General features: G+C 72.1%; 19 protein-coding genes. 5 read left to right on the forward strand and 14 right to left on the reverse strand.

The genetic code is table 11. The features are described from left to right. Positions 1–180: 180 nt before the first annotated feature. On the forward strand, positions 181–1,134 hold the full coding sequence (locus tag AOA12_RS19330; RefSeq protein WP_054686399.1) for an L-lactate dehydrogenase: 954 nt from the start codon (positions 181–183) through the stop codon (positions 1,132–1,134). Positions 1,135–1,373: 239 nt separating this feature from the next. Then, complete coding sequence (radA, locus tag AOA12_RS19335; RefSeq protein WP_054686400.1) at positions 1,374–2,732, forward strand: DNA repair protein RadA; 1,359 nt, start codon at positions 1,374–1,376, stop codon at positions 2,730–2,732. Between the two features lie 342 nt (positions 2,733–3,074). Here the strand turns inward: radA and AOA12_RS19340 are convergent, their stop codons facing one another. The 3 genes from AOA12_RS19340 to AOA12_RS19350 all read right to left on the reverse strand — a co-directional run bounded on the left by AOA12_RS19340 (position 3,075) and on the right by AOA12_RS19350 (position 4,984). Then, positions 3,075–3,479 carry a hypothetical protein gene (locus tag AOA12_RS19340; RefSeq protein ID WP_054686401.1) on the reverse strand — a complete coding sequence of 135 codons (405 nt, stop codon included), beginning with the start codon at positions 3,477–3,479 and terminating at the stop codon, positions 3,075–3,077. Positions 3,480–3,778: 299 nt separating this feature from the next. Further along, positions 3,779–4,462, reverse strand: a complete 684-nt coding sequence (locus AOA12_RS19345) for a hypothetical protein (RefSeq protein ID WP_054686402.1) — start codon at positions 4,460–4,462, stop codon at positions 3,779–3,781. 21 nt (positions 4,463–4,483) lie between these two features. After that, the gene (locus AOA12_RS19350; RefSeq protein ID WP_054686403.1) at positions 4,484–4,984 is read right to left on the reverse strand and encodes an amino-acid N-acetyltransferase; all 501 of its coding nucleotides are present in this window, start codon (positions 4,982–4,984) and stop codon (positions 4,484–4,486) included. Positions 4,985–5,121: 137 nt separating this feature from the next. Here AOA12_RS19350 and AOA12_RS19355 point away from each other — a divergent pair, with 137 nt between their 5' ends. The 3 genes from AOA12_RS19355 to AOA12_RS19365 are packed head-to-tail and all read left to right on the forward strand — an operon-like array spanning position 5,122 to position 12,043. Then, positions 5,122–8,535, forward strand: a complete 3,414-nt coding sequence (locus tag AOA12_RS19355) for a transglutaminase family protein (RefSeq protein ID WP_054686404.1) — start codon at positions 5,122–5,124, stop codon at positions 8,533–8,535. Then, a complete protein-coding gene (locus AOA12_RS19360; RefSeq protein WP_054686405.1) occupies positions 8,532–11,093 on the forward strand; it encodes a circularly permuted type 2 ATP-grasp protein in 2,562 nt (853 codons plus the stop codon). Before AOA12_RS19355 ends, AOA12_RS19360 begins: the two co-directional genes overlap by 4 nt. Continuing rightward, a complete protein-coding gene (locus tag AOA12_RS19365; RefSeq protein WP_054686406.1) occupies positions 11,090–12,043 on the forward strand; it encodes a transglutaminase family protein in 954 nt (317 codons plus the stop codon). The genes AOA12_RS19360 and AOA12_RS19365 overlap by 4 nt, the downstream gene beginning before the upstream one ends. Before the next feature lie 108 nt (positions 12,044–12,151). Here AOA12_RS19365 and AOA12_RS19370 read toward each other — a convergent pair whose 3' ends face one another. The 11 genes from AOA12_RS19370 to glpK form a co-directional block, all read right to left on the reverse strand. Next, on the reverse strand, positions 12,152–12,922 hold the full coding sequence (locus AOA12_RS19370; RefSeq protein WP_054686407.1) for a DeoR/GlpR family DNA-binding transcription regulator: 771 nt from the start codon (positions 12,920–12,922) through the stop codon (positions 12,152–12,154). 19 nt (positions 12,923–12,941) lie between these two features. Further along, on the reverse strand, positions 12,942–13,685 hold the full coding sequence (locus tag AOA12_RS19375) for a sulfite exporter TauE/SafE family protein (protein ID WP_054686408.1): 744 nt from the start codon (positions 13,683–13,685) through the stop codon (positions 12,942–12,944). Positions 13,686–13,700: 15 nt separating this feature from the next. Beyond that, positions 13,701–15,125, reverse strand: coding sequence for an NAD-dependent succinate-semialdehyde dehydrogenase (locus tag AOA12_RS19380; protein ID WP_054686409.1), 1,425 nt, complete (start codon positions 15,123–15,125; stop codon positions 13,701–13,703). Positions 15,126–15,195: 70 nt separating this feature from the next. Next, positions 15,196–16,011, reverse strand: coding sequence for a carbohydrate ABC transporter permease (locus AOA12_RS19385; protein ID WP_054686410.1), 816 nt, complete (start codon positions 16,009–16,011; stop codon positions 15,196–15,198). After that, a complete protein-coding gene (locus AOA12_RS19390) occupies positions 16,011–16,946 on the reverse strand; it encodes a carbohydrate ABC transporter permease (RefSeq protein WP_054686411.1) in 936 nt (311 codons plus the stop codon). The genes AOA12_RS19385 and AOA12_RS19390 overlap by 1 nt, the downstream gene beginning before the upstream one ends. A gap of 4 nt (positions 16,947–16,950) precedes the next feature. Continuing rightward, on the reverse strand, positions 16,951–18,282 hold the full coding sequence (locus tag AOA12_RS19395; RefSeq protein WP_231637137.1) for an ABC transporter substrate-binding protein: 1,332 nt from the start codon (positions 18,280–18,282) through the stop codon (positions 16,951–16,953). Between the two features lie 54 nt (positions 18,283–18,336). Beyond that, positions 18,337–19,233 (reverse strand): aldolase, encoded by an 897-nt coding sequence (locus tag AOA12_RS19400; RefSeq protein ID WP_054686412.1) that lies wholly within the window; start codon positions 19,231–19,233, stop codon positions 18,337–18,339. Between the two features lies 1 nt (position 19,234). Beyond that, the gene (locus tag AOA12_RS19405) at positions 19,235–20,164 is read right to left on the reverse strand and encodes a PfkB family carbohydrate kinase (RefSeq protein WP_054686413.1); all 930 of its coding nucleotides are present in this window, start codon (positions 20,162–20,164) and stop codon (positions 19,235–19,237) included. Then, positions 20,161–21,402 (reverse strand): AGE family epimerase/isomerase, encoded by a 1,242-nt coding sequence (locus AOA12_RS19410; RefSeq protein ID WP_054686414.1) that lies wholly within the window; start codon positions 21,400–21,402, stop codon positions 20,161–20,163. Before AOA12_RS19410 ends, AOA12_RS19405 begins: the two co-directional genes overlap by 4 nt. Before the next feature lie 49 nt (positions 21,403–21,451). Further along, positions 21,452–22,579: a Gfo/Idh/MocA family protein gene (locus AOA12_RS19415; RefSeq protein ID WP_231637138.1), complete on the reverse strand. Its 1,128-nt coding sequence runs from the start codon at positions 22,577–22,579 to the stop codon at positions 21,452–21,454. A 134-nt stretch (positions 22,580–22,713) separates the two neighbouring features. Then, positions 22,714–24,225 (reverse strand): glycerol kinase GlpK, encoded by a 1,512-nt coding sequence (gene glpK / locus AOA12_RS19420; protein WP_054686415.1) that lies wholly within the window; start codon positions 24,223–24,225, stop codon positions 22,714–22,716. Between the last annotated feature and the right edge of the window lie 57 nt (positions 24,226–24,282).

The raw sequence follows: 24,282 nt of genomic DNA on the forward strand, positions 1-24,282 counted from the left end.
GTGCGGGTCGCGGCGTCGCAGACCCACACTTCGCCGCGGTCCAACGGCGGAAGGAAGCGAGGCCGAACGACGGGAGAAACCCGGGGCCGAACGGAGGGGGCGGGCGGCAGGAGAAACCGGGGTCGAGAAGCGGGGGGAGAAGCGCTGGCCCTGGCATCCGCGCGCTGTCAGACTGGCAGCATGAGCCTCATCGAGAACTCGAAACTGACCGTCGTGGGTGCCGGAGCCGTGGGGTCGAGCGTCGCGTACGCGGCCCTCATCCGCGGCTCGGCCCGCCACGTGGCCCTCTACGACATCGCCCCCGAGAAGACCGAGGCCGAGGTGCTCGACCTCGCGCACGGCGCGCAGTTCACCGGATCGAGCGACATCATCGGCGGCAGCGACATCTCGGTCGCCGCCGGATCGCACGTGGTCGTCATCACCGCGGGCGCGAAGCAGAAGCCCGGGCAGACCCGCATCGAGCTGGCGGCGACGAACGCCGGCATCCTCAAGACGCTCATGCCGCAGCTCCTCGACGTCGCCCCGGAGGCCGTGTACGTCATCGTCACCAACCCGTGCGACGTGCTCACGGTGCTCGCGCACGAGGCCACCGACCTGCCCACGGAGCGCGTGTTCTCGTCGGGCACCGTGCTCGACACCTCGCGGCTGCGGTGGCTGCTGGCCCGGCGCGCGGGCGTGTCGATCTCGAGCGTGCACGCCTACATCGTGGGCGAGCACGGCGACACCGAGTTCCCGCTGTGGTCGCAGGCGCGCATCGGCGCCGTGCCGATCCTCGACTGGGTGCCGAAGGACGGGCAGCCGCCGTTCACGGTCGACGAGCTCGACCGCATCGCCGTCGACGTGCGCGACGCCGCCTACAAGGTGATCCAGGGCAAGGGCGCGACCAACTACGCGATCGGCCTGTCGAGCGCGCGAATCGTCGAGGCGATCCTCGGCGACCAGCACGCGGTCATGCCCGTCTCCACGGTGCTGTCGGACTACCGCGGCGTCGACGGCGTCGCGCTCTCGGTGCCGTCGGTCGTGAGCGCGTCGGGCGCCCAGCCCATCCACGAGACCGCCTTCTCGCCGAGCGAGCTCGGCCTCTTCCGCCGCTCCGCCGACGCCCTCCGCGACGTCGCCGCCTCCCTCCGCTGACCGCGGCTCCGGGGTTCACGGCCCCAGGGGTTCACCGCCCGCTGGGGCTCACCGCCCCGGGTTCTGCACCCCGGACATCCACCATCCGGCATCCCTCTTCCTTCCCGCGAGAATGCATCTGGCGGCCGAGCATGCATCGCACAGCAGCACTCTCGGCCGCCAGATGCACTTTCGGCGGGTGGATGCATGTTCGGGGGATGCCGGGGACCGGTGTCGGCGGGGGTGGTTAGCCTGGGGGGATGGCGGGCAAGCGTGCGGTGACGGCTGCGTATCGGTGCACGGAGTGCGGGTGGACGGCGGCGCGGTGGGTCGGGCGATGCGGTGAGTGCCAGCAGTGGGGCACGGTCGTCGAGGCCGCCACGGCGACGGGCATCGTGCAGGCGGTCGTTCCGGCGAGCCCCGCGCGCAGCGCCGTGCCGATCACCGCGATCGACACGGCCGAGACGCCCCGCCGCACGAGCGGCGTGGGCGAGTTCGACCGCGTGCTCGGCGGCGGCATCGTCCCCGGCGCCGCGATCCTGCTGTCGGGCGAGCCCGGCGTCGGCAAGTCGACGCTGCTGCTCGAGGTCGCGGTGCGCAGCGCGCACGCGGGCCAGCGCGTGCTCTACATCAGCGCCGAGGAGTCGCTGAGCCAGGTGCGGCTGCGGGCCGAGCGCACGGGCGCCCTGCACGACGAGCTGCTGCTCGCGAGCGAGACCGATCTCGCCACGATCCTCGGGCACATCGACCAGGCGCGCCCGCAGCTGCTCGTCGTCGACTCCGTGCAGACCGTGTCGTCGGGCCTCGTCGACGGCGCGCCCGGGCAGCCGAGTCAGGTGCGGGAGGTGGCATCCACCCTCATCCGCGTCGCGAAGGAACGCGACCTCCCCGTCATCCTCGTCGGCCACGTCACGAAGGACGGTCAGGTGGCCGGGCCCCGCATGCTCGAGCACCTCGTCGACGTCGTGTGCCACTTCGAGGGCGACCGGCAGACGTCGCTGCGCTTCGTGCGGTCGCTGAAGAACCGCTTCGGCGCGACCGACGAGGTCGGATGCTTCGACATGACCGGGTCGGGCATCGCCGAGGTGCCCGACCCGAGCGCCCTGTTCCTGGGTCACGGGTCGCGCGAGCCCGGCTCGTGCGTCACGATCGCGCTGGAGGGCCGGCGCGCGCTGCCCGTCGAGGTGCAGGCGCTCACGATCGAGACGGGCGCGCCGAACCCGCGGCGTATCGTGAGCGGCGTCGATGGCGCCCGTGTCGCGATGATCCTCGCGGTGCTCGAGAAGCGCGCGAACATCCGGGTGTCGAACCAGGACGTCTACGTCTCGACGGTCGGCGGCGTGCGCCTCGTCGAGCCGGCCGCCGACCTCGCGATCGCCCTCGCGGTCTCCAGCGCCGTGCTCGGCCGTGCGAACCCGGCCCAGGTCGCCGCGATCGGCGAGCTCAGCCTGTCGGGAGAGATCCGCGCCGTCACGCAGCGCGAGCAGCGGCGCGCCGAGGCCGCCCGCCTCGGCTACACGCGCGTCGTCGACCAGTCGTCGTCGACGCTGCGCGGCGCCCTGCGCGACCTCGCCCAGCACCACCGCCCGGCCCCCGACGACGCCCGCCCCGCGTTCTGACCCGAGGGGCGCCCCGCATCCCTCGACCCCGCTCCCTGCCACCCTCCCCGCGAGAGCGCACCCCACGGCCGAGAGCACATCCCACGGCCCAGAACGCATCCGGCCGCCCAGAGTACACCCGGCAGCCGAGAGCGCATCCGGCCGCCGAGAGTGCATCCGGCCGCCGAGAATGCATCCGGCCGCCGAGAATGCATCCGGCCGCCGAGAGCGCATCTGGCGGCCGAGGATGCGGGTGTGCGCTGCATTCTCGGCCGCCAGATGCACTCTCGCGCTTCCGCGGGCGCGGCACGAGCACGAGCGCGGCACGGGCACGATACGCGCGGGCGCGCGCCGCGGCGCTAGCTAGACGTCGAGGGCGGCGATGAGGTCGGCGGGGGTGGCCTGCATGGGGTGGGGGCCGGCGATGTCGAAGAACACGGTCGTGATCTCGTCACCGTGGGTACCGAGGAACGCGCGCAGCCAGGCGGGCGACTGCAGGCCCACGGCGGGCGGCAGCGCCGCGGGCTTGTGCGCGGCGTCGCTGAAGAGCAGCAGGGCGACGTCGCCCGTCTTCGGGTCGCGGTAGGTCCACACCTCGCCCGCGTCGAGCGGGTCGTCGCGCCGGCCGGGCCGCAGGAGCGGCACGACGGTGGGTCCGTGCCGCAGCGCGAACGCGAGGGCGGCCATGTCCTGCGTCTGCAGGGCGTCGGCCAGCTGGGTGTTGCGGAACTCCAACGGCGGCTTCTTGCCGCGCTTGCCCTTGGCCATGCATCCAGCCTAGAAGACGGTCACGCAGAGGACCGTCGGAGAACGAACAGGCCCGCCCGACTCAGCAGCGGAGACAGAGCGAGCGGGCGGGCCAGGGCTCGCCGAAAAGCGGTTGACGTCGGGTCTAAAGACGGGAGATATATGACGTTCGCTGCTGGGGACAACGCCGCTTTTCGGGGGGCTTATATGAGAGTGTAAAGGCGCACGCCCCCCGCGTCGCCTCCTTCTGGTAAGAGCTTGGTGAGAAAGCTCTCATACTCCGCCCACAACGGAGTTCGCAACGGAGTTCGCAACAGAGCTCACAACAGGACGAAAGACGCCGTCTCGCTCGAAGGGATGCCGCCCACCGTCACCGTCAGGTGATAGGTGCCGGGCAGCGCGTCGGGCCGGGCATCCGTGCACGTCTCGGGCGCGGATCGCGTGCGATCCCACACGACCGGCGCCGCGCTCGCGACCTCCTGGCCGGGCTCGAGCTGCACGACGTTGTCGCTCGGCTCCAGCTGGCAGTCGGTCGAGCGCCACCACACGTCGCTGCCGCTCGTGACCACGAACGACTGCGCGGCCGTGCCGACGTTGAGCGAGCACGGCACGGCGCTCACGTTCGCGAGCATGATCGACAGCTGCGGGTTCTCGCCCGGCGCGTACTCGGTCTTGTCGGCGACCGCGGTGACCGAGACGTGCTGCTCGGTGCAGGCGACCGGCTCGGCGGGCTCCGGCTCGGGCGTGGGGGTGACGGATGCCGTCGGCTCCTCGCTCGGATCGCCCGTAGGCTCCGGCGTCTCCCCCGTCGGCGCGGGCGTCTCGCCCGTGGCGGCCGGCGGGGTCTGCCCCGTCGCCGCGGGGTCGGGCGCGTCGCCGCCGCGCCACGGCTGCCAGACGAGCAGCACGATCGCGGCGACCACGGCGAGCAGTCCGAGCAGCACGACGAGCCTCCGGCGGCGGTACACCGCGGGCGAGTGCTTGCGCGAGGACGGGGTGCTCACCCTCCTAGGCTACGTCCGCGCCTACAGGTTCTTCAGCATCCTCGTGTTGCCCAGCGTGTTCGGCTTGACGTGCGCGAGGTCGAGGAACTCCGCGACGCCCTCGTCGGGGCTGCGCAGCAGCTGGGAGTACACGTCGGCATCCACGATCTGCTCCCCGATCGGCGCGAAGCCGCGGCGCGTGAAGAACTCGACCTCGAAGGTCAGGCAGAACAGGCGCGTGAGACCGAGCTGGCGCGCGTTGCGCTCCAGGTACTCGACGAGCTCGCGTCCCACGCCGCGGCCGAGCCACCGCTCGTCGACGATGAGGGTGCGGATCTCGCCGAGGTCCTCCCACATGACGTGCAGGGCGCCGCAGCCGACGATCCGGCCGTCGGCCTCGGCGACCGCGAACTCCTGCACCGACTCGTAGAGGGTGACGATCTCCTTGCCGAGCAGGATGCGCCGCTGCACCCACGGGTCGAGCAGCGCGGCGATCGCCCGCACATCGGCGGTCGTCGCCGGTCGCACACGGAACGAGCTCACCGCACCACTGTATTCCCCTCGCCCGCTCCCCCTCGCGAGAGGCCCGCGCGCCCTCTTTCGAAGAGACCCGCCCTCACGAGAGGAAATTCGGGCGCAGGCGTAACCATTCGGCAACAGTCGTGGACCAAGATCGTCTCATGTCGATCAAAGTGGCGCTCGAGCACTACACGGGGTACGAGTTCGCGCGGCCGGTGTCGGTCGCCCCGCACATCGTGCGGCTCAGGCCCGCGCCGCACGCGCGCACCCCGATCGAGGCCTATTCGCTCGACGTGTCGCCGAAGAACCACTTCATCAACTGGCAGCAGGACCCGTTCGGCAACTGGCTCGCGCGCATCGTCTTCCCCGAGAAGGTGAGCCGCCTGGAGATCACGGTCGGCCTCGTCGCCGACATGATGGTGATCAACCCGCTCGACTTCTTCATCGAGGACTATGCGGAGCGCTTCCCGTTCACGTACGAGCGGAGCCTCGCGGCCGACCTCGCCCCCTACCTGCGCCCCGTCGAGAACGCCGAGCGCGCCGAGCGGTGGCGCACAGCGCTCCCCGCCCTTCCCGACGACGGCGTGCCGACCGTCACGTTCCTCGCCCAGCTCAACCGCGCCGTGCACGACGTCGTCGAGTACACGGTGCGCATGGAGCCCGGCGTGCAGACGCCCGACGAGACGCTCGAGCGCGCGATCGGCTCGTGCCGCGACAGCGCGTGGCTGCTCGTCGCGCTGCTGCGCCAGTACGGCCTTGCCGCGCGCTTCGTGTCGGGCTACCTCGTGCAGCTCACGAGCGACCAGAAGTCGCTCGACGGGCCGAGCGGCCCCGAGGCCGACTTCACCGACCTGCACGCGTGGGCGGAGGTGTTCGTCCCCGGCGCGGGATGGATCGGGCTGGATGCCACGAGCGCGCTGTTCGCGGGCGAGGGCCACATCCCCCTGTCGGCGACGCCGCATCCGTCGAGCGCGGCCCCCATCGAGGGGGCGACGGAGCCCGTGGAGGTGACCTTCTCGTTCCACAACGAGGTGCGCCGCATCCACGAGGACCCGCGCACGACCAAGCCCTACACGGCCCCGCAGTGGGCGCGCATCGACGCGCTCGGCAAGGCCGTCGACGAGCGCCTGCACAAGGGCGACGTGCGCCTCACGATGGGCGGCGAGCCGACGTTCGTCGCCCTCGACGACGCGCGCAGCGCCGAATGGAACACCGACGCCGACGGCCCGCACAAGCGCGAGCGTGCGAACGACCTCGCCGAGCGCCTGCGCCGCACGTACGCGCACGGCGGCGTCGTGCACCGCGGCCAGGGCAAGTGGTACCCGGGCGAGCCGCTGCCGCGCTGGAACATCGCGCTGCAGTGGCGCACCGACGGCCTGCCGCTGTGGCACGACCCCGGGCTGTTCGCCGACCCCTGGGGCGGGCGGGCCTACGCGAACGCGGGCGCCCACGCCGAGGCCCTCGCGCGCCGCGTGACCGAGCTGCTGGGCCTGCCGGCCGAGCAGCTGCTGCCCGCGTTCGAAGACCCGCTCGCCGCGCTCGCCGCCGAGCTGCGCCAGCCGCACGGCGAGAGACCCGAGACCGACGAGGATGCCACCGAGGACACCGTCGCCGCGCTCGACCACGACGTGACGACCCCGAGCGGCTGGGTGCTGCCCCTCACGACGGACGACGAATGGACGAGCCCCGCGTGGCGGTTCCGGCGCGGACGGCTCGTGCTGACGCCCGGCACGAGCCCCGTGGGCCTGCGGCTGCCGCTCGACGCGATCGCGTGGAAGGACCCCGAGTGGCCCGGCGAGCCGTCGACGCTGGAGGCCGGGCCGCCGCTGCAGCGCGGCATCCCCGCCGTCGAGATCGTCGACCCCGAGGGCGCGGCGACGACGGCGCTCGCGTTCGAGGCCCGCGACGGCCACGTGCACGTCTTCCTGCCGCCCACGACCACGCTCGAGGCCTACGCGAACCTGCTGCACGTCATCGAGCGCGCCGCGTCCGACACGGCCGTGCGCGTCGTGCTCGAGGGCTACGGGCCGACGCCCGACCCGCGGCTGACGCAGCTCATCGTGACGCCCGACCCCGGCGTCATCGAGGTCAACGTGCAGCCCACGACCTCGTGGGCCGAGCAGCGCGCGCTGACCTTCGAGCTGTACGAGCAGGCGCGGCTCGCCCGGCTGTCGACCGAGAAGTTCGACGTCGACGGCACGCACACCGGCACGGGCGGCGGCAACCACCTCACCCTCGGCGGACGGCAGCCGATCGACTCGCCGCTGCTGCGACGCCCCGACCTGCTCGCGAGCCTCGTCACGTACTGGCAGCGGCATCCGTCGCTCTCCTACCTGTTCTCGGGGCGCTTCATCGGCCCGACCAGCCAGGCGCCGCGCTTCGACGAGGGCCGTCCCGAGGCGGTGTACGAGATGGAGATCGCGCTGCAGGAGATCCGCCGGCTCACGGCCGAGACGACGGAGCCGCGCCCGTGGATCGTCGACCGCGCGCTGCGGCACCTGCTCACCGACCTCACGGGCAACACGCACCGCGCCGAGTTCTGCATCGACAAGCTCTACAGCCCCGACTCGGGGCGCGGCCGGCTCGGGCTGCTCGAGCTGCGCGGCTTCGAGATGCCGCCGCATCCCGAGCTCGCGCTCGTGCAGGCGCTGCTCGTGCGCAGCCTCGTCGCGATGTTCTGGGAGAAGCCGCTGCGGGCGCCGCTCGTGCGCTGGGGCACGGCGCTGCACGACGACATGCTGCTGCCGCAGGGCGCGGTGCGCGACGCGCACGAGGTCGTCGCCGACCTGCGCGCGCACGGCATCGCGTTCGAGGAGACGTGGCTCGACTCGTTCACAGAGTTCCGGTTCCCGCGCATCGGGCTCGTGCGCATCGCCGCGAAGCCCCCGGCACGGCCGGCGGGCGTGGATGCCGTGACGGATGCCGCCCCGGATGCCGCCGACGCGGATGCCGCGACCACGCAGCCCACGCCCGAGCAGCCCGCCGACGTGCACGACGGCGGCGACTGGACCGGGTTCGGCTCCGGCGCGGCGGCCGCGATCATCGAGCTGGAGCTGCGCCAGGCGATCGAGCCGTGGCACGTGCTGGGCGAGGAGGCCACGGCGGGCGGCACGGCCCGCTACGTCGACTCGTCGGTCGAGCGCGTGCAGGTGAAGGTCAATGGCATCGACCCGCAGCGGCACCTCGTCGCGTGCAACGGCGTGGAGGTGCCGCTCACCTCGACGGGCCGGCTCGGGGAGTACTACGCGGGCGTGCGGTACCGCGCGTGGCAGCCGTGGTCGGCGCTGCACCCCTCGATCTCGGTGCACGCGCCGCTCACGTTCGAGGTCGTCGACATCGAGGCGCAGGCGAGCCTGGGCGGCGCGACCTACCACGTCGTGCACCCCGGCGGACGGGCCTACGAGCACCCGCCCGTCAACGCGAATGAGGCGGAAGCCCGCCGGTCCGGTAGGTTCGAACCGCGCGGGCACACCCCCGGCGCGTTCGATGTGTCGGCGGCTCGCACCGCCGGACGCCGGGCCGCCACGTCCGACTACCCGCGCACTCTCGACCTGAGGAGGGTCCCGCCGGCGTGAGTGTGCTGCGTGACTACGCGACGGCCGTGTCGACCCCGACACTGCCGTTCTCGGCGACCACCGGGCTCTTCGACGCGTCGGGCAGGCTCCTCGACGCGTCCGCCGGGATGCCGCGCTACGACGAGGTCGTCGACCCCGACGGCGGTCTGCGCCCCGCGTGGAAGGCGATGGCGTCCGTCGCGCTCGCCCTCACGCCCGAGGAGCTCACGCGCGTCGAGGGCGAGATCGCGCGCTTCCTCGCCGACGACGGCGTCACGTACGTGCGCGCCGACTCGGGCGCCGAGCCGTGGCAGCTCGACGTCGTGCCGCTCATCATCGACGCCGCCACGTGGTCACGCCTCGAGGTGGGGCTCGCACAGCGCGCCGAGCTGCTCAACGCCGTGCTCACCGACCTGTACGGGCCGCGCACGCTGCTGAGCTCGAGCGTCGTGCCGTCGGCATCCGTCTTCGCGCACTCCGGCTTCATCCGCCCGGTCGCGCGGCGCAGCGCCGCCGACCCGCACCCGCTGCTGCTCAGCGCGACCGACCTGGGCCGCGACCAGGCCGGCGAGTGGTGCGTGCTCGCCGATCGCGTGCAGGCGCCCTCGGGGCTCGGCTTCGCGGCCGAGAACCGCCGCGTCATGTCGCAGGTGCTCTCCGACCTCTACCACGAGGGCGACCTGCACCGCATGGACCCGTACTTCGCGGCGCTGCGGGCCACGCTGCTCGCCTCGGCGCCCGAGGGCGTCGAGACGCCGCGCGTCGTGCTGCTCTCCCCCGGCCCGCACTCCGAGACGTCCTTCGACCAGGCGTTCCTCGCCACCGCGCTCGGCTTCCCGCTCGTGCAGGGCAGCGACCTCGTCGTGCGCGACGGCTGGGTGTGGATGAAGCCCGCGGGCTGGCCGCGCCGCGCGCCGCGCGAGCGCATCGACGTGATCGTGCGCCGCGTGGATGCCGAGTGGTGCGACCCCCTGGAGATGCGCGGCGACTCGCGCCTGGGCGTCGCGGGACTGAGCGAGAGCGTGCGCCGCGGGCGCGTGCGCGTGCTCAACGGGCTCGGCGCGGGCGTGCTGGAGAACCCCGCGCTGCTGCCGTTCCTGCCCGCCGCGAGCGAGCACCTGCTCGGCGAGCAGCTGCGCCTGCCGTCGGTGCCCACGTGGTGGTGCGGCACGCCCGACGACCGCGCGCTCGTCGAGAGCCGCATCGCGGCGGGCGACCCGGGCCTCATCGTGCGCCCCATCGACCAGCCGCGCAAGGCGCTCGCGGGCCTCCCGCCCGACGAGGTGCTCGCCCGCATCGCCGCGGCCCCGCACCGCTACGTCGGGCAGGACCTGCTGCCGCTCTCGCAGGCGCCCGTCTGGGTCGGCGGCGAGAGCGCGACGACGGCGCGCGGCGTCGTGTTCCGCGCGTTCACGCTGCGCTACCACTCGGCCTACCGGCCGCTCGTGGGCGGCCTCGCGACCGTGCGCGAGTCGCCCGACGCCGCGCCCGTGACGAAGGACGTCTGGGTGCTCAAGGCGACGCCGGGCGACCCCGACCAGGGCCTCGTCGACATCACGCCGATCCCCGCGGGCCGCAGCGTCCCCGAGCTGTCGCCGCGCGCCCTGGAGGACATGTTCTGGGCGGGCCGCTACGCGGAGCGCGCCGAAGACCTGCTGCGCCTGCTCATCACGGCGCACGAGCAGATCGACCAGCTCGGCGGCCACCCCACGGCGCAGGCGTCGGAGAGCACGCAGGTGCTGCTCGCGGCGCTGCACCGGCTCGCCGGCACCGTGTGGACCGACCCCGACGAGGACTTCCGCTCGATGCTGCTCGACGCGCACCGCTCCGGCTCGGCGGCGCACTCGCTGCGCCGGCTGCGCGGCGCGCTGGAGGGCGTGCGCGACCAGCTGTCGGGCGACACGTGGCGCGTGTTCTCGAACGTCGACCGCGCCCAGCGCGCGCTGCGCCTGTCGATCCGCGACCGCCGCACGGGCGAGTCGGGCGGCCGCATGCTCACGGCGATGCTGTCGCTGCACGGCATCACGGCATCCATGATGCGCGACGCGGGCTGGCACATGATCGAGGCCGGCCGGTTCCTGGAGCGGGCGCTGCAGGTGTGCCACCTGCTGTCGTCGACCGTCACCGTGCGCCGCACCCTGCGGGTGGACCGCGAGGTGCTGGAGGCCATGCTCACGTCGGCGGAGAGCATCGTCACGCACCGCCGCCGCTACCGCGGCTCGCTGCGCATCTCGGACGCGCTCGACCTGCTGCTGCTCGACCGCGAGAACCCGCGCTCGATCGCGTTCGCGCTCGCGAGCCTGCGCGCGCACCTCGCGGTCATGCCCGCCTCGACCGGGTCGACGCGGCCCGAGCGCCTGCTCGGCGACCTGGAGACCGCGATCGAGCAGGTCGACGTCGACGCGCTCAGCCGCTCGCACGAGGGCCAGCGGCCGCAGCTGGAGGCGTTCCTGGAGGAGATGGTCGCGCAGCTGCACAAGCTCGGCGACGCGATCGACGACCAGTACTTCGAGATCGGCCCGCCGCCGCTCGACCTCGCCGACCTCACCCTCATCGAGGAGCTCGAGGTGCGCGTATGAGGTACCGGGTGTGGCACCGCACGACCTACGGCTACAGCGCGAAGGTGCAGGACTCCGTGGGCGTGTTCCACCTCGCGCCGCGCGAGCTGCCGTGGCAGCGCGTGGGCGATCACGCCATCGCGGTCACGCCCGCGCCGGGCGACATCGAGCGCGACGTCGACTACTTCGGCAACGCCGTGACGTACTACCACCTCACCGATCCGCACGGCGAGCTCGTCATCGAGGCGAGCACCGAGGTCGAGGTCGTGCAGCCGTCCTATTCGGATGCCGCGCTCGCGACGCCGTGGGAGCTGGCCCGTCCGCTCGTGCACACCGCGACGCCGGGGGCGTGGGCGGCCGCCGAGTTCGCGCTCGAGTCGGTGCGTGCGCGGCACGTGCCGGATGCCGCCGCGTACGCCGCCACGTCGCTGACGCCCGGCCGTCCGGTCGGCGAGGCCGTCACCGACCTCATGCACCGCATCTTCGCCGACTTCACGTACGACTCGACCGCGACGACCGTCACGAGCACCGTCGCCGACGTGCTCGACAAGCGCGCGGGCGTGTGCCAGGACTTCGCGCACCTCGCGCTCGCGTGCCTGCGCTCGCACGGCCTCGCCGCCCGGTACGTGAGCGGCTATCTCGCGACCCAGCCCCCGCCCGGCAAGGAGCGCGTCTTCGGCGCCGACGCCTCGCACGCCTGGCTCGCCGTGTGGATGCCGGACGGCGGCGGGGCGGCGGGCGCGGGGTCGGGCGGCGCGGGCAACGGCGAATGGCTCGCGATCGACCCCACCAACGACCAGTGGGCGAACGACCGCTACGTCACGGTCGCGTGGGGCCGCGACTACGCCGACGTCTCCCCCGTGCGCGGCATCATCTTCACGAAGGCGAAGAAGTCCACCCTCAAGGTCTCCGTCGACGTCGCCCCCGTCGCCCCCGCCCCCGCACCCGCACCACACACCCCCGCTGGTTGAGTAGCCGCCGGAGGCGGCGTATCGAAACCCGTGTAACGCACCGTGGGAAGGGTCTCGATACACTCGCGGCTCCGCCGCGAGCACTCGACCAGCGGGATGGAAGGCGCGTCAGGCGACGACGATGTCGACGGCGGCGGCGCGGAGCCGGGCGGCGATGGGGTCGGGGGGCTGCTGGTCGGTCACCAGCACGTGGATGTCGTGGAAGTCGCCGAGGTGCACGAGCTCCGACCGGCCCATCTTGGACGCCGTCGCCACGAGCACCACGCGGTCGGCCGCCGCGATGATCGCCCGCTTCGTCAGCAGCTCCAGGTTCCGCTCGATGTAGAAGCCGCGCTCGTTGACGCCCGCCGCGCCGATGAACGCCGTCTCCGCGCGCAGCCCGGCCAGGTTCGAGATCGCGATGTTGCCGACGAACGCCTGGCTGTCGTGCAGCAGCTCGCCGCCGAGGCCGATCGTCGTCGCCTCGGTGAGGTGCAGCGCCGTCTGGATCACCGGCGCCGAGTGCGTGATGATCGTGCCGGCGAAGTCCTGCGGCAGCACCCGGGCGATGCCGTGGGCCGTCGTGCCGGCGTCGATGAAGATGCGCTCGCGGGGGGCGAGCAGGTCGCGGCAGGCCTCCGCGATGCGCTGCTTGGCGTCGCGGTCGACGAGGGCTCGCCCGGCGAACCCGGCGACGTGCACCGTGCCGTGCGGCAGCATCAGCCCGCCGTGCACCGATCTCGCCAGGTCGCTCTGCTCCAGACGCCGCGCGTCGCGGCGGATCGTCATGTCGGAGACGTCGTACTTGGCGGCGAGCTCCGTCGTCGAGACGAAGCCGTGCTCCTTCAGGTCCTGCAGGATCGAGCGCTGACGCACCGACAGGCCGCCATCGCGTGTCATCCCGCCCTCGCACCGTCGGTCACGGCGCCGGCACGATCTCGACGATGCCCTTCACCAGGATGAGCAGGGCGCCGGCGAACGCGATGACGACGACGAACGCCCGCGCCGCCCGCGGCGACACCCATCTCGACAGCAGCTCGCCGACGATGACGCCGCAGATCACGGCCGCCGCGCACGCCGCCCACTGAGGGGGATCCAGACGGGGAAGCGACCATTTGGCGAGCAACGATACCCCGCCCAAGACGCAGAAGTAAAGCTGCGCCGTCGCCGCGAACGCGCGCTGCGGCCAGCGGCTGGCGATCGCGTACGCCGAGATCGCGGGCCCGCCCACGCCGGCCGTCACGTTCATGAACCCCGAGACGAAGCCCGCCGCGACCGCCCCCCGCTTTCCCCCGAACAGACGGCGGTTCCGCACGACGAGGCTGCCGACGAGGGCGACGATCAGCAGCCCTCCGACGATGATCATCAGCAGCGGCGGCGAGACCGTGCGCGCGACGATCGCCCCCGGGATCGCGGCGATCGTCGCGGGCACGAGCAGCAGCAGCGCGCGGCGGTACTCCACCTCGCGGAACACCCGCAGGAACACCACGGCGGCGGTGATCAGGCCGAACACGTTGACGACCAGCACGCCCTCGAAGGGCCCGAGCAGGGCGACGAGGAAGGGCGAGGCGACGAGGGCGAACCCCATCCCGGTGATGCGCTGGGTGGCCGTCCCGAGGAAGACGGCCACCCCGAGCCCCGCGAGCAGGGGCCATTCGCTCACGCCGCGCTCTCCCGCTCAGAGCCTCCAGGCCACATACTTCGTCTCCGTGAACTCCTCCAGGCCGATCGCGGCGCCCTCGCGCCCGAGGCCCGACTGCTTGGCGCCGCCCATGGGCGCGAACGCGACCGACGGCACGGGGTCGTTCACCCCGACGATGCCGGCCGCGAGGCGGTCGGCGACGCGCCAGCAGCGGGCCGCGTCCGACGAGAACACGTACGCGGCGAGGCCCATCTCGGTGCGGTTGGCGCGCGCGATCGCCTCGTCCTCGGTGCGGAACCGGAACACGCCGGCCACGGGACCGAAGACCTCCTCGTTCGCGAGGCGGGCGTCGTCGTCGACGTCGGTGAACAGCATGGGGCGCAGGAAGGTGCCGCCCTCCGGCACGTCGCGCGGCGTCGTCGCCTCCCTCGCGCCGCGCGCGATCGCGTCGTCGGCGAGCGCGCGCACGGCGTCGACGGACCCCTGGTCGATCATCGGCCCCAGGTCGGGCGTCGGCTCGGCGAGCCCGTCGCCCAGCGTGAGCGCGTCGAGCCTCGCGGCCAGGCGCGCCACGAACTCGTCGTGCACCGACTCGTGCACGAGGAAGCGGTTCGCCGCGACGCACGACTGACCCGTGTTGCGGGTCTTCGCGAGCAGCGCCGCGTCGACGGCCCGGTCGAGGTCGGCATCCTCGAACACGAGGAACGGGGCGTCGCCGCCGAGCTCGAGCAGGGGGCGCACGATGCGGTCGGCGGCCTGCCGCATGATCGCGCTGCCGACCGGCGTCGATCCCGTGAAGGTGACGACGCGCACGGCCGGGTGGGCGAGCAGCTCCCCCGTGATCTCGCGGGAGGGCCCGTGCACGAGCCCGATGACCCCGGGCGGCATGCCCGCGTCGGTGAACGCGCGGATCATCTCGGTCACCGCGAGCGGAGCGCGCTCCGACACGCGGATCACGACCGTGCAGCCCGCGGCGAGCGCGGGGGCGAGCTTGCGCGCCTGCAGCGAGCACGGGAAGTTCCACGACGACAGGCTCACGACGACGCCCGCGGCGCTGCGCGTGCTGAGGTGGCGGCGCGCCGGGTCCTCCTGCGCGTGCACGAAGCCCTCCGGCCGCCGGGCCTCCTCGGCGAACCAGCGGATGTACTCCGCCGAGAACGAGATCTCGCCGAGGGCCTCCGGCAGGCGCTTGCCCGCCTCCTCCGCGAGCAGGCGCGCGAGCTCCTGCTGCCGCTCGAGGATCAGCGCGGCGGCGCGCAGGAGGATGTCGGCCCGCTCGCGGCCCGACCGCGCCGACCACGCCGCGAAGGCGCGCTGCGCCGCGTCGGCCGCCGCGCGGGCGTGGCCCGCGTCGCCCCAGCAGACCGTTCCGATGACCCGCCCCGTGGCCGGAGCGGTCACCTCCCGGCGACCGGGAAGCGCCGTCCATTCGCCGTCGATGAGTGTCGTCGCCTCGTTCATTCCGTGTTCTCCTCGTGCCGTCTCGTTCTGCTGCGGATGCCGTCGGTCGGCATGTCGGCCCGTGTTCCCGTCATCCCTTGACCGCGCCGCTCGTCATGCCGGCCACGAAGTAGCGCTGCAGGAAGACGTAGGCGATGACGATCGGGATGGACGACAGCACGACCCCGGCGAACAGCAGCGGGTAGTTCGTCAGGTACTCGCCCTGGAAGCGCAGCAGCGCGAGCGGCAGGGTGAGCTTGTCCTCGGTCGAGATGAAGAGCAGCGGGTAGAGCAGCTCGTTCCAGTGCATGACGAAGAGGAACGTCGCCGTCGCCGCGATCGAGGGCGCCGACAGCGGCATCGCGATCGACCAGTAGGTGCGCCACGGCCCTGAGCCGTCGATGTCGGCCGCCTCGTAGAGCTCGTGCGGGAGCGTCCTCATGAATCCGCCCATGATGAACACCGACACCGGCAGCGTCACGACGATGTTGATGAGGATGAGCCCGAGCTGGCTGTTCAGCAGGCCGAGCTGGTTGAACTGCACGAACTGCGGGATCATGTTCGCCTGCGCCGGCACCGACATGCCCAGCACGATGAAGCCGAAGATCAGCCATCCCTTCCAGCCGGGGATGCGCGAGACGCCGTAGGCGGCGAGCGACCCGATGAACAGCGTGATCGTGACCGACGACACGGTGATGATCGCGCTGTTGAGGAAGGCGACGCCCAGGTTGCCGCCCGTGAGCACCTCGCTGTAGTTGGAGAGGTTGAGCGACGTCGGCGGCGCGAACGAGTTCTCGAAGATCTCGGCCGTGGTCTTGAAGCTGCCGAAGAAGACGACGAACAGCGGGATGGCGATGATCGCCGCGTAGATCGCGAGGACGACCCCGCGGGAGAGTCTGCCGGCCATTATTCGCCCCTTTGCACCAGGCGGAGGAACCGCCGGATCACGAAGGTGATCACGAGGATGAAGATGATGAAGAGCACGGACTGCGTGGCGGCGTACCCGAACTGGGAGTTCGCGAACGTCGAGTAGATCCGTGTGGAGAGGATGTCGAGCGAGGCGCTCGGCGGGTTGCCCGAGATGCTCAGCACGACGTCGAACGCCTTGAACGACTGGATGGTCGTGTAGGCCACGACGATCGACATCGCGGGCGCGATGAGCGGCCACGTGATCGACGTGAAGCGCCGCCAGGGGCCCGCCCCGTCGACCTCGGCCGCCTCGTAGAACTCGGCGGGGATCGCCTGCAGGCCGGCGACGAAGATCACGATCATCATGCCCGCGTGGAACCAGATCTGGGTGACCGCGAGCCAGTAGATCGCCTGCGCCGGGTCGCCGAGGAACGACGACTTCAGCCCCGGCATCCCGAGCGCGTCGAGCGAGCTGTTGATGACGCCGAAGTTGGGGTCGTAGACGAACTTCCAGATGAAGCCCACCGACACCGACGAGAGGATCGTGGGGAAGAAGTACAGCGCCCGCAGGAAGATCGTCGTCTTCGTGTTCTTGACGAGCAGGATCGCCATGATGAGCGCGACGGCCGTCTGCCCGATGACGACGACGACCATGAACCTCATGTTGTTGCCGAGGGCGTTGGTGAACAGCGCGTCGCCCGCGATCGCGCGCACGAAGTTGTCGATGCCGACGTAGTCGAACTCGGGGCTGTAGCCGTCCCAGTTGGTCACCGAGTACTGGAACGTCTGCAGCGTCGGGATGACGAAGAAGACCGTGTACAGCACGAGGGCCGGGATGGGGAAGAGGTAGAGCAGTGGCGACACGTGCCGCGACGACCGCTTGGCCCGTCGCCGCGGCGCGTCCCGCGTCACGATCGCAGTGGTCTCGGACATGCGATCACCCCGCCGCGGCGATCCGCTGGTCGACGATGAGCTGCGCGTCCTCGGCGGCCTTCTCGGGCTGCGTGCCGGTCAGCGCGTACAGGCCCGCGGCCTCGACCGCGGTGCGCATGTCGAGATCGGTGAACTGGAAGCGCGGCGCGAGCATGAGGTCCTTGTCGAGCCACGGCGTGAGGCGCATGAGGTCGGGGTCCTTGTAGGTCGCGCCCTTGACGGGCGTGTGCTGCGACGTGCCGTCGCCGTAGAAGCTCGCGATCTCGGGGTCGCTGAGGAACTCGAACCACGCGAGCGCGGCGGGCTGCACCTTCGAGGCGGAGTTGATGCCGAGGATGAACGTCGCGTTGTAGATGCCGACGTACGTCGCCGCGCCCGGGTCGTTGGTCATCGCCGGCACGAGGTCGATCGGGAACTCCGCCCCGAGCGAGCGCACCGACGCGATGTGGTAGCTGCCCGTCGAGAGGATGGCGCCCTTGCCCGTCGCGAAGAGCTGCTGCGCGGGCTCCACGGCCGTGCCGGCCGCGTTGTCCTGCGCGTACGCCCCGAGCTCCTGGTACTTGTACAGCATCTCGATGAACCAGTCGTCGGTGCACTTGTACTCGCCCGACTGGATCTTGGCGAACATGTCGGGCGACGGCGCGATGTTCATCGACATCGAGTTGATGAGCTGGCCGGCGTTGCCGGCATCCGCCCCGGGGAAGACGAAGGGGGTGATGCCCTTGGACTTGATCTTGTCGAGCATGTCCATGTACGCGTTCCAGTCGGTCGGCTGCTCGGCGTAGCCGACCGACTCGAGGACGTCCATGTTGGCGATCGGCACGTTGAACACGATCTGGTACGGCAGGCCGTACTGCTTGCCGTCCTTGGCGCCGACCTCGATGCGGCTCGCCTCGTACTTCTCGACGAGGCCCGTGTCGGTCAGGTCGACGAACTGGCCGACCTTGATGAAGCTCTCGAACTGGTCGCCGCGGCCGGCCGGCGCGATGTCGCCCACGGCGCCGTCGCGCATGCGCCGCAGCGCCTGGGCGTTGTAGTCGGTCGACGTCGAGATGTCCTGCGTGATCTCGACGTCGGGGTACTTCTCGACGAAGCGCGCGATCAGCTCCGCGAACACGTCGCGGTCCTCGCCGCGCCAGTGCGCGAACGAGACGTGGCCTTCGATCGCGCCGCCGGTCGCGATGCCGGTGGATGCCGGACGCGCGGTGCCCGGGCCCGCGCAGGCCGAGAGCAGGGCGGTGAGCCCGACGACGCCCGAGGCGCTGAACAGCTGCCGGCGCGTCATGCCGCCGTTCGCACGGCCGGAGGCGGGGGTGAGGTGGAATGCAGAGGACATGTCGTAGAACTCCTTTGTTCCCTTGTTCTTGTTGCGTGGTGGTCGGTGGAGGGGTCAGCGGGCTCGCGTGCCGACGACGTCGTCGACGACGTCGACGAGTCGCTGCAGCCGCTGAGTGGCGTTCGTGCGCAGGTCGGCCTCGACGTCGGCGGCGGCCAGCGAGGGCGCCCAGACCGCGCGACCGGCGAGGAAGCCCGACGCGCCCGCCTCGCACGCGATGCGCACGGCGTTCGGGAAGACCTCGGGGTCGACGCCCGACGAGAGCACGACCCACGGGCCGTCGATCGCGTCGGTGAGGCGGGCGCACTCCGCGCGCAGCTCGTCGTCGCCCACGGCGGCGCGACGCGGCACCTCGGCCTTGTAGAGGTCGGCGCCCAGGCCGCCGAGCTCGGCGGCGGCGCGGTGCACGCCCTCGTTCCAGTCCCAGTCGTCGCCGCCACCGAGAGGCTTGCGGGAGACGGGCTCGATGATGCTGGCGAGACCGGCGTCGGCGCAGAGGTCGATGAACTCGCGCGTCATCGCGATGCGCCCGTCGGGGCTCTCGTCGGGCCGGTGGAGCACGAGCAGCTTGAGCGCGACCGCGCCGCGCCGCTTGAGGTCGTGCGCGTCGATCAGCCGGTCGATCGTGACCTCGCCGACGAGCTCGCCGTGCGCCGGCTCGAAGTGGTCGGCGCTGCCGATGAGGCCGCACGTGCCGGCGACGACCCCCTGCTCGATCGCGGCGTCGAGGGCGAACTGGCGGTCGATCAGCACGGCCGACGCGAGGGGCGTGAGCACGCGCGCCGCCGTCAGCTTGAAGTCGCGCACGTCGTCGTCGGTGACGGGGGCGTCGGTGTGCTCGGCGAGCATGTTCCGCAGGGCCTCGCGCTGGTCGACGGCGAGCATCGCGAAGGCTCCCGAGGGGCGGCGCAGCGGGTCGAGCACGGAGTTTCCCGGAGTTGTCGTGGTCATGTCATCGTCCTGTCGTCAGGTGCTTCTCGGCGAGATGGTGGAGGTTCTCGTCGTGGGTCGGGATGGCGCTGCGGCCGTCGATCCCGCGACACGAGAGGGTGGCTGCCGTGGTCGCGTAGGCGACGACGGACTCGAGCCCGGGGGCGATCGCGCCCTCGGAGGCGTGGATGAGGCCGGCGACGAGCGCGCCGTGGAAGACGTCGCCCGCGCCGAGCGTGCTGACGATCTCGGCGCGCGGCGGCATGACGGCGGCGTACTCGCCGTCGGCGCGGAGCCCGTACGACCCGGCCCCGCCGTCGGTGACGACCACCGTGCGGGCGCCCTCGTCGAGGGCCGCCTGCATGAGCGCGCGGGCGCTGAATCCCGCGTAGCGCTGCTGGATGGCGGCCATCGTCGGCACGTAGAGGTCGGTGTCCTCGAGCGTCAGGCCCGGGATCGCGTTGCCCGCGTCGACCGACAGCCGCAGTCCCGCGGGCAGCAGGCCGCGTCGCGCCTGCACCGCGGGCCAGCCGTGCTGGTCGACGTGCAGCCACTCGGCACCGTCCAGCTGCGCGAGCAGCGCGTCGTCGAGCTCGAGCGCCGGGCCGACCTGGTTGACGATCGCGCGCGAGCGCTCGGGGCCGCTGATGACGACGACGCTGCGCGAGGTCGCCGCGCCGGGCACGGTGCGGATGCCGGAGACGTCGACGCCCTCGTCGGCGAGGCGGCGTCGCACGAGGTCGCCCGCCTCGTCGTCGCCGACCGCCGCGACGACGGCGGAGGGGATGCCGAGGCGCGCGGCGGCCACGGCCGCCGTCGCGGCCGGGCCGCCCCCGCCGAAGATCAGGTGCCGGGCGACGGTGCGCTCATCGGCTCCGGGGTAGCGGTCGACGACGGCGATGGCGTCCTCGGTCGCGACGCCCGCGAACACGGCCCGTGGCGTCGCGCTCATGACACGGCCGCATCGAGCAGGCCGGCGGCGAGCGCCGGGGCCATCGCGGGGGCCAGCGGCAGCCGCGGCACGAGCAGGCAGTGCATGAGGTGGTAGATGTCGGGCTTGCCGTCCCACACCTCGTGCGACACCTCGTTCTCGGGCGAGAGCTCCTGCCACCACGACCCGTTCTCGGTGTCGATCAGGTATTGCTTCGCGTAGTCCCAGAACCGCTGGTACCACTCGTCGTAGCGGGCGTCGCCGGTCGCGGCGTGCAGGGCGGCCGCGCCGCCCATCGCCTCGACCACGACCCAGCGGATGCGCGCGCGCACGACCGGCTGCCCGTCCCAGTCGACGGAGTACACGAAGCCGGGGTGGCCGTCGGGCTCCCACGCGTCGCGCACGGCGGCCTCGAACAGGCCGGCCGCGTCCTCCTGCAGCCAGTCGGGCGCGTCCATGCCCCGCGCGCGCAGCGCGTCGCGCAGCGAGAGCAGCAGGCGCGACCACTCGGTCCAGTGCCCGGGCGTGCCGCCGAAGGCGCGGAACCGGTGCGCGCGGTTGTCGCTGTTGTAGTCGAACAGCGGCTGCATGTGCTCGTCGAAGTGCTCCACCACGCGGTAGCTGTTGCCCCGGGCGACGTCGTGGATGACCTTCGCGGCGATCGCGAGCGCGCGGCGCAGCCAGAGGTCGTCGCCCGTGACGTCGGCGACGACGAGGAACGCCTCGACCGCGTGCATGTTGACGTTGCCGCCGCGGTACGCCTCGGTCTCGGTGAACGCCTCGTCCCACGACTCGAGGCAGATCTGCTGCTCCTCGCTCCAGAACCGCTCCTCGATCAGGGCGAGGGCGTCGTCGAGCAGCTCCCGCGCCCCAGGGCGGCCGGCCGCCGTGGCGCTCGCCGCGCCGAGCACGACGAAGAAGTGCTGGTAGCCCTGCTTGCTGGCATCCGCCGGGCCGTTCTCGTCGATGGCCGCGTACCAGCCGCCGTTCTCGCGGTCGCGGAACGGGCCGTTCAGCGCGGCGATGCCGTGGTCGACGAGCGCCCCCGCCCCCGGGCGCCCCATCAGGGCGGCGAGGGAGTAGACGTGCACCATCCGGCTCGTGATCCACAGCTGCGTCGGCACCTCGGCACGCACGGTGCCCTGGTTGCTGAGCCAGCCGAACCCGTTCGCCACGCGGGCGTTGCGCCCGAACTCGAACGTGCGGTCGGCCTCGGCCTCCAGCCAGCGCGCGTGCGCGGGGGTGTTGAGCCAGGTCATCGGAACTCCTTCTGTCTTCTTTGACGTCATCGATGCGAGCGGTTCGGCGTCACCGCGCCGAGAAGTCGAGCTCGACCGGCACGTGCTCGGCGGCCGACCGCTCCGCGGCCATGCCCATGAGAACGGCGCGCAGGCCGTCTTCGAGCGTCACCTCGACCTCGGCCTCGCCGCGCACGACCTGCTGGAACCGCAGGTGCTCGTAGTACGTGGAGCCGTGGTGGCCGCCCGCCTCGAGGATCGCGGGATCGACGGGCACGGGGCGCTGCACGGGTCCCTGCGGGTCGCGCGGGCTGAGCTCGACGTAGGCGTCGGCCCGGGCGCCCTCCCAGTGGGCGCCCGACACGGGGACGAAGCACTCGACCTTCGCCGTGTCGCCCACGACCGAGACGTGCTCCTGGAACCGGGTGCCCTCCGCGAACATGCACAGGTTCAGCAGCGCGCGGCTGCCGCCCGCGAAGTCGACGACGACGAAGGCGTTGTCGAGGATGTCGGGGACGTGCCCGTCGTACGACTCGTCGCGGTGGTTGACGTCGGCGGCGCCCGAGGCGTAGACGCGCACGGGCTCGTCGCGGAGGATGAGCCGCATGAGGTCGAAGAAGTGGCAGGCCTTCTCCACGAGCGTGCCGCCGGTGCGCGCGGCGTAGCGGTTCCAGTTGTCGACCTTGTCGAGGAAGGGGAAGCGGTGCTCGGTGATCGCGAGCATCCGCGGGGTGCCGAGGCCGCCGCCGTGCGTCTCGTCGAGCAGCGCCTGCATCGGCGGCATGTACCGGTACTCCATCGCGACCCAGATCGGCGCGTCGTAGTCGCGCGCCGCGGCGCGGAGCCGCTCGACGTCGTCGGGCGTCGTGCACAGCGGCTTCTCGACGAGGATCGGCAGGCGGCGCCCGCCGCTCATGACGTCGATGAGGATGTCGGCGTGGGTGTCGTTGGGGGTCGCGACGATCAGCGCGTCGAGGTCGGCCTCGGCGAGCATGGTCGCGTGGTCCTCGTACTCCGCGGCCGTACCGCCCAGCAGCTGCTGGGCGGCCTCCCGCGAGGGGGCGTGCGGGTCGGCGATCGCGACGATCTCGCTGCCGTCGATCAGGCCGACGTTGCGGATGTGCTCGCGACCCATCGTTCCCGTGCCGATCAGTCCGTAGCGAATGCTGGCCGGCTCCGTCTGCGCCTCGGTAGACACGCTGTTCCTCCACTGCTCCCTTGCAGCGCTTGCACACTGCCAAACGTTTGATACTCAACATCTAATGTTGATATATCAACACTAGCTCGTCAGGGCGCTCCGGTCAAGGGGTTTTTCGGGATCGAAGGGGCGCGTCAGTGCGCGGCGTCGACCCAGCCGAGCGACCGCTCGACGGCCTTCCGCCACAGGCGCAGCTGCCGGGCGCGCTGGGCCTCGTCGACCCGCGGCAGCCAGCGGCGCCCCTCCTGCCAGTTGGCGCGCAGGTCGTCGAGCCCCGCCCAGAAGCCCACCGCGAGCCCCGCCGCGTAGGCGGCGCCGAGCGCCGTCGTCTCGGCGACGACGGGCCGCACGACGGGCACGCCGAGCACGTCGGCCTGGAACTGCATGAGGGTGTCGTTGGCGGTCATGCCGCCGTCGACCTTCAGCTCGGCGAGCCGCATGCCCGAGTCGGCGTTCACGGCGTCGAGCACCTCGCGCGTCTGGAACGCCGTGGCCTCCAGCGCGGCGCGGGCGATGTGGCCCCGGTTCGCGAACCGGGTCATGCCGACGATCGTGCCCCGGGCGTCGGGGCGCCAGTGCGGTGCGAAGAGCCCGGAGAACGCGGGCACGAAGTAGACCCCGCCGTTGTCGTCGACGCTCCGCGCCAGGTCCTCGACCTCCGCCGCCGACGAGATGATGCCCAGCTGGTCGCGCAGCCACTGCACGAGCGAGCCCGTGACGGCGATCGAGCCCTCCAGCGCGTAGCGCGCCGGCCGGCCCTGCAGCTGGTATCCGACGGTCGTCAGGAGCCCGCCCTGCGAGTGGACGATCTCGGTGCCGGTCTGGAAGAGCAGGAAGTTGCCGGTGCCGTAGGTGTTCTTGCTCTCGCCCGCCTCGAACGCGGCCTGGCCGAAGGTGGCGGCCTGCTGATCGCCGAGGATGCCGCAGACCGGCGTCTCGCGCAGCAGCGACGAGTCCTCGGCGTGCCCGTAGACCTCCGACGACGACCGGATCTCGGGCATCATCGCCCGCGGCACGCCGAACGCGGCGAGGATGTCGTCGCGCCACTGCAGGGTGCGCAGGTCCATGAACAGCGTGCGCGACGCGTTCGTCACGTCCGTCGCGTGCACGCCGCCGTCGGGACCGCCCGTGAGGTTCCACAGCACCCAGGAGTCCATCGTGCCGAACAGCAGCTCGCCCGCCTCGGCCCGCTCGCGCGCCCCGTCGACGTTGTCGAGGATCCAGCGGATCTTGGTGCCCGAGAAGTACGTGGCGAGCGGCAGGCCGACGATCGGCGCGAACCGCCCGACGCCCTCGTCGCCCGCGAGCGCGTCGACGAGGTCCTGCGTGCGGGTGTCCTGCCACACGATGGCGTTGCAGACGGGCCTGCCCGTCCTCCGGTCCCACACGACGGCCGTCTCGCGCTGGTTCGTGATGCCGATCGCGGCGATGTCGTGGCGCGTGAGGTCGGCCGTCGCGAGCACGATGCCCACGACGAGCTGCACGTTGCGCCAGATCTCCTCGGGGTCGTGCTCGACCCACCCCGCGCGGGGCAGGATCTGCCGATGCTCCCTCTGCTCCGACGCGACGATGCGGCCGCGACGGTCGAAGACGATGGCGCGCGTCGACGTCGTTCCCTGGTCGATCGCGATGATGTGGTCGGACATACGGGCGACTTCCTTGTCTCCGGGCGAGCCGGTCCCGGGGCTTGGTTCCAGACGGTG

The sequence above is a fragment of the Microbacterium sp. No. 7 genome, assembly GCF_001314225.1.
In the GTDB taxonomy this organism is placed as follows: Bacteria; Actinomycetota; Actinomycetes; order Actinomycetales; family Microbacteriaceae; genus Microbacterium.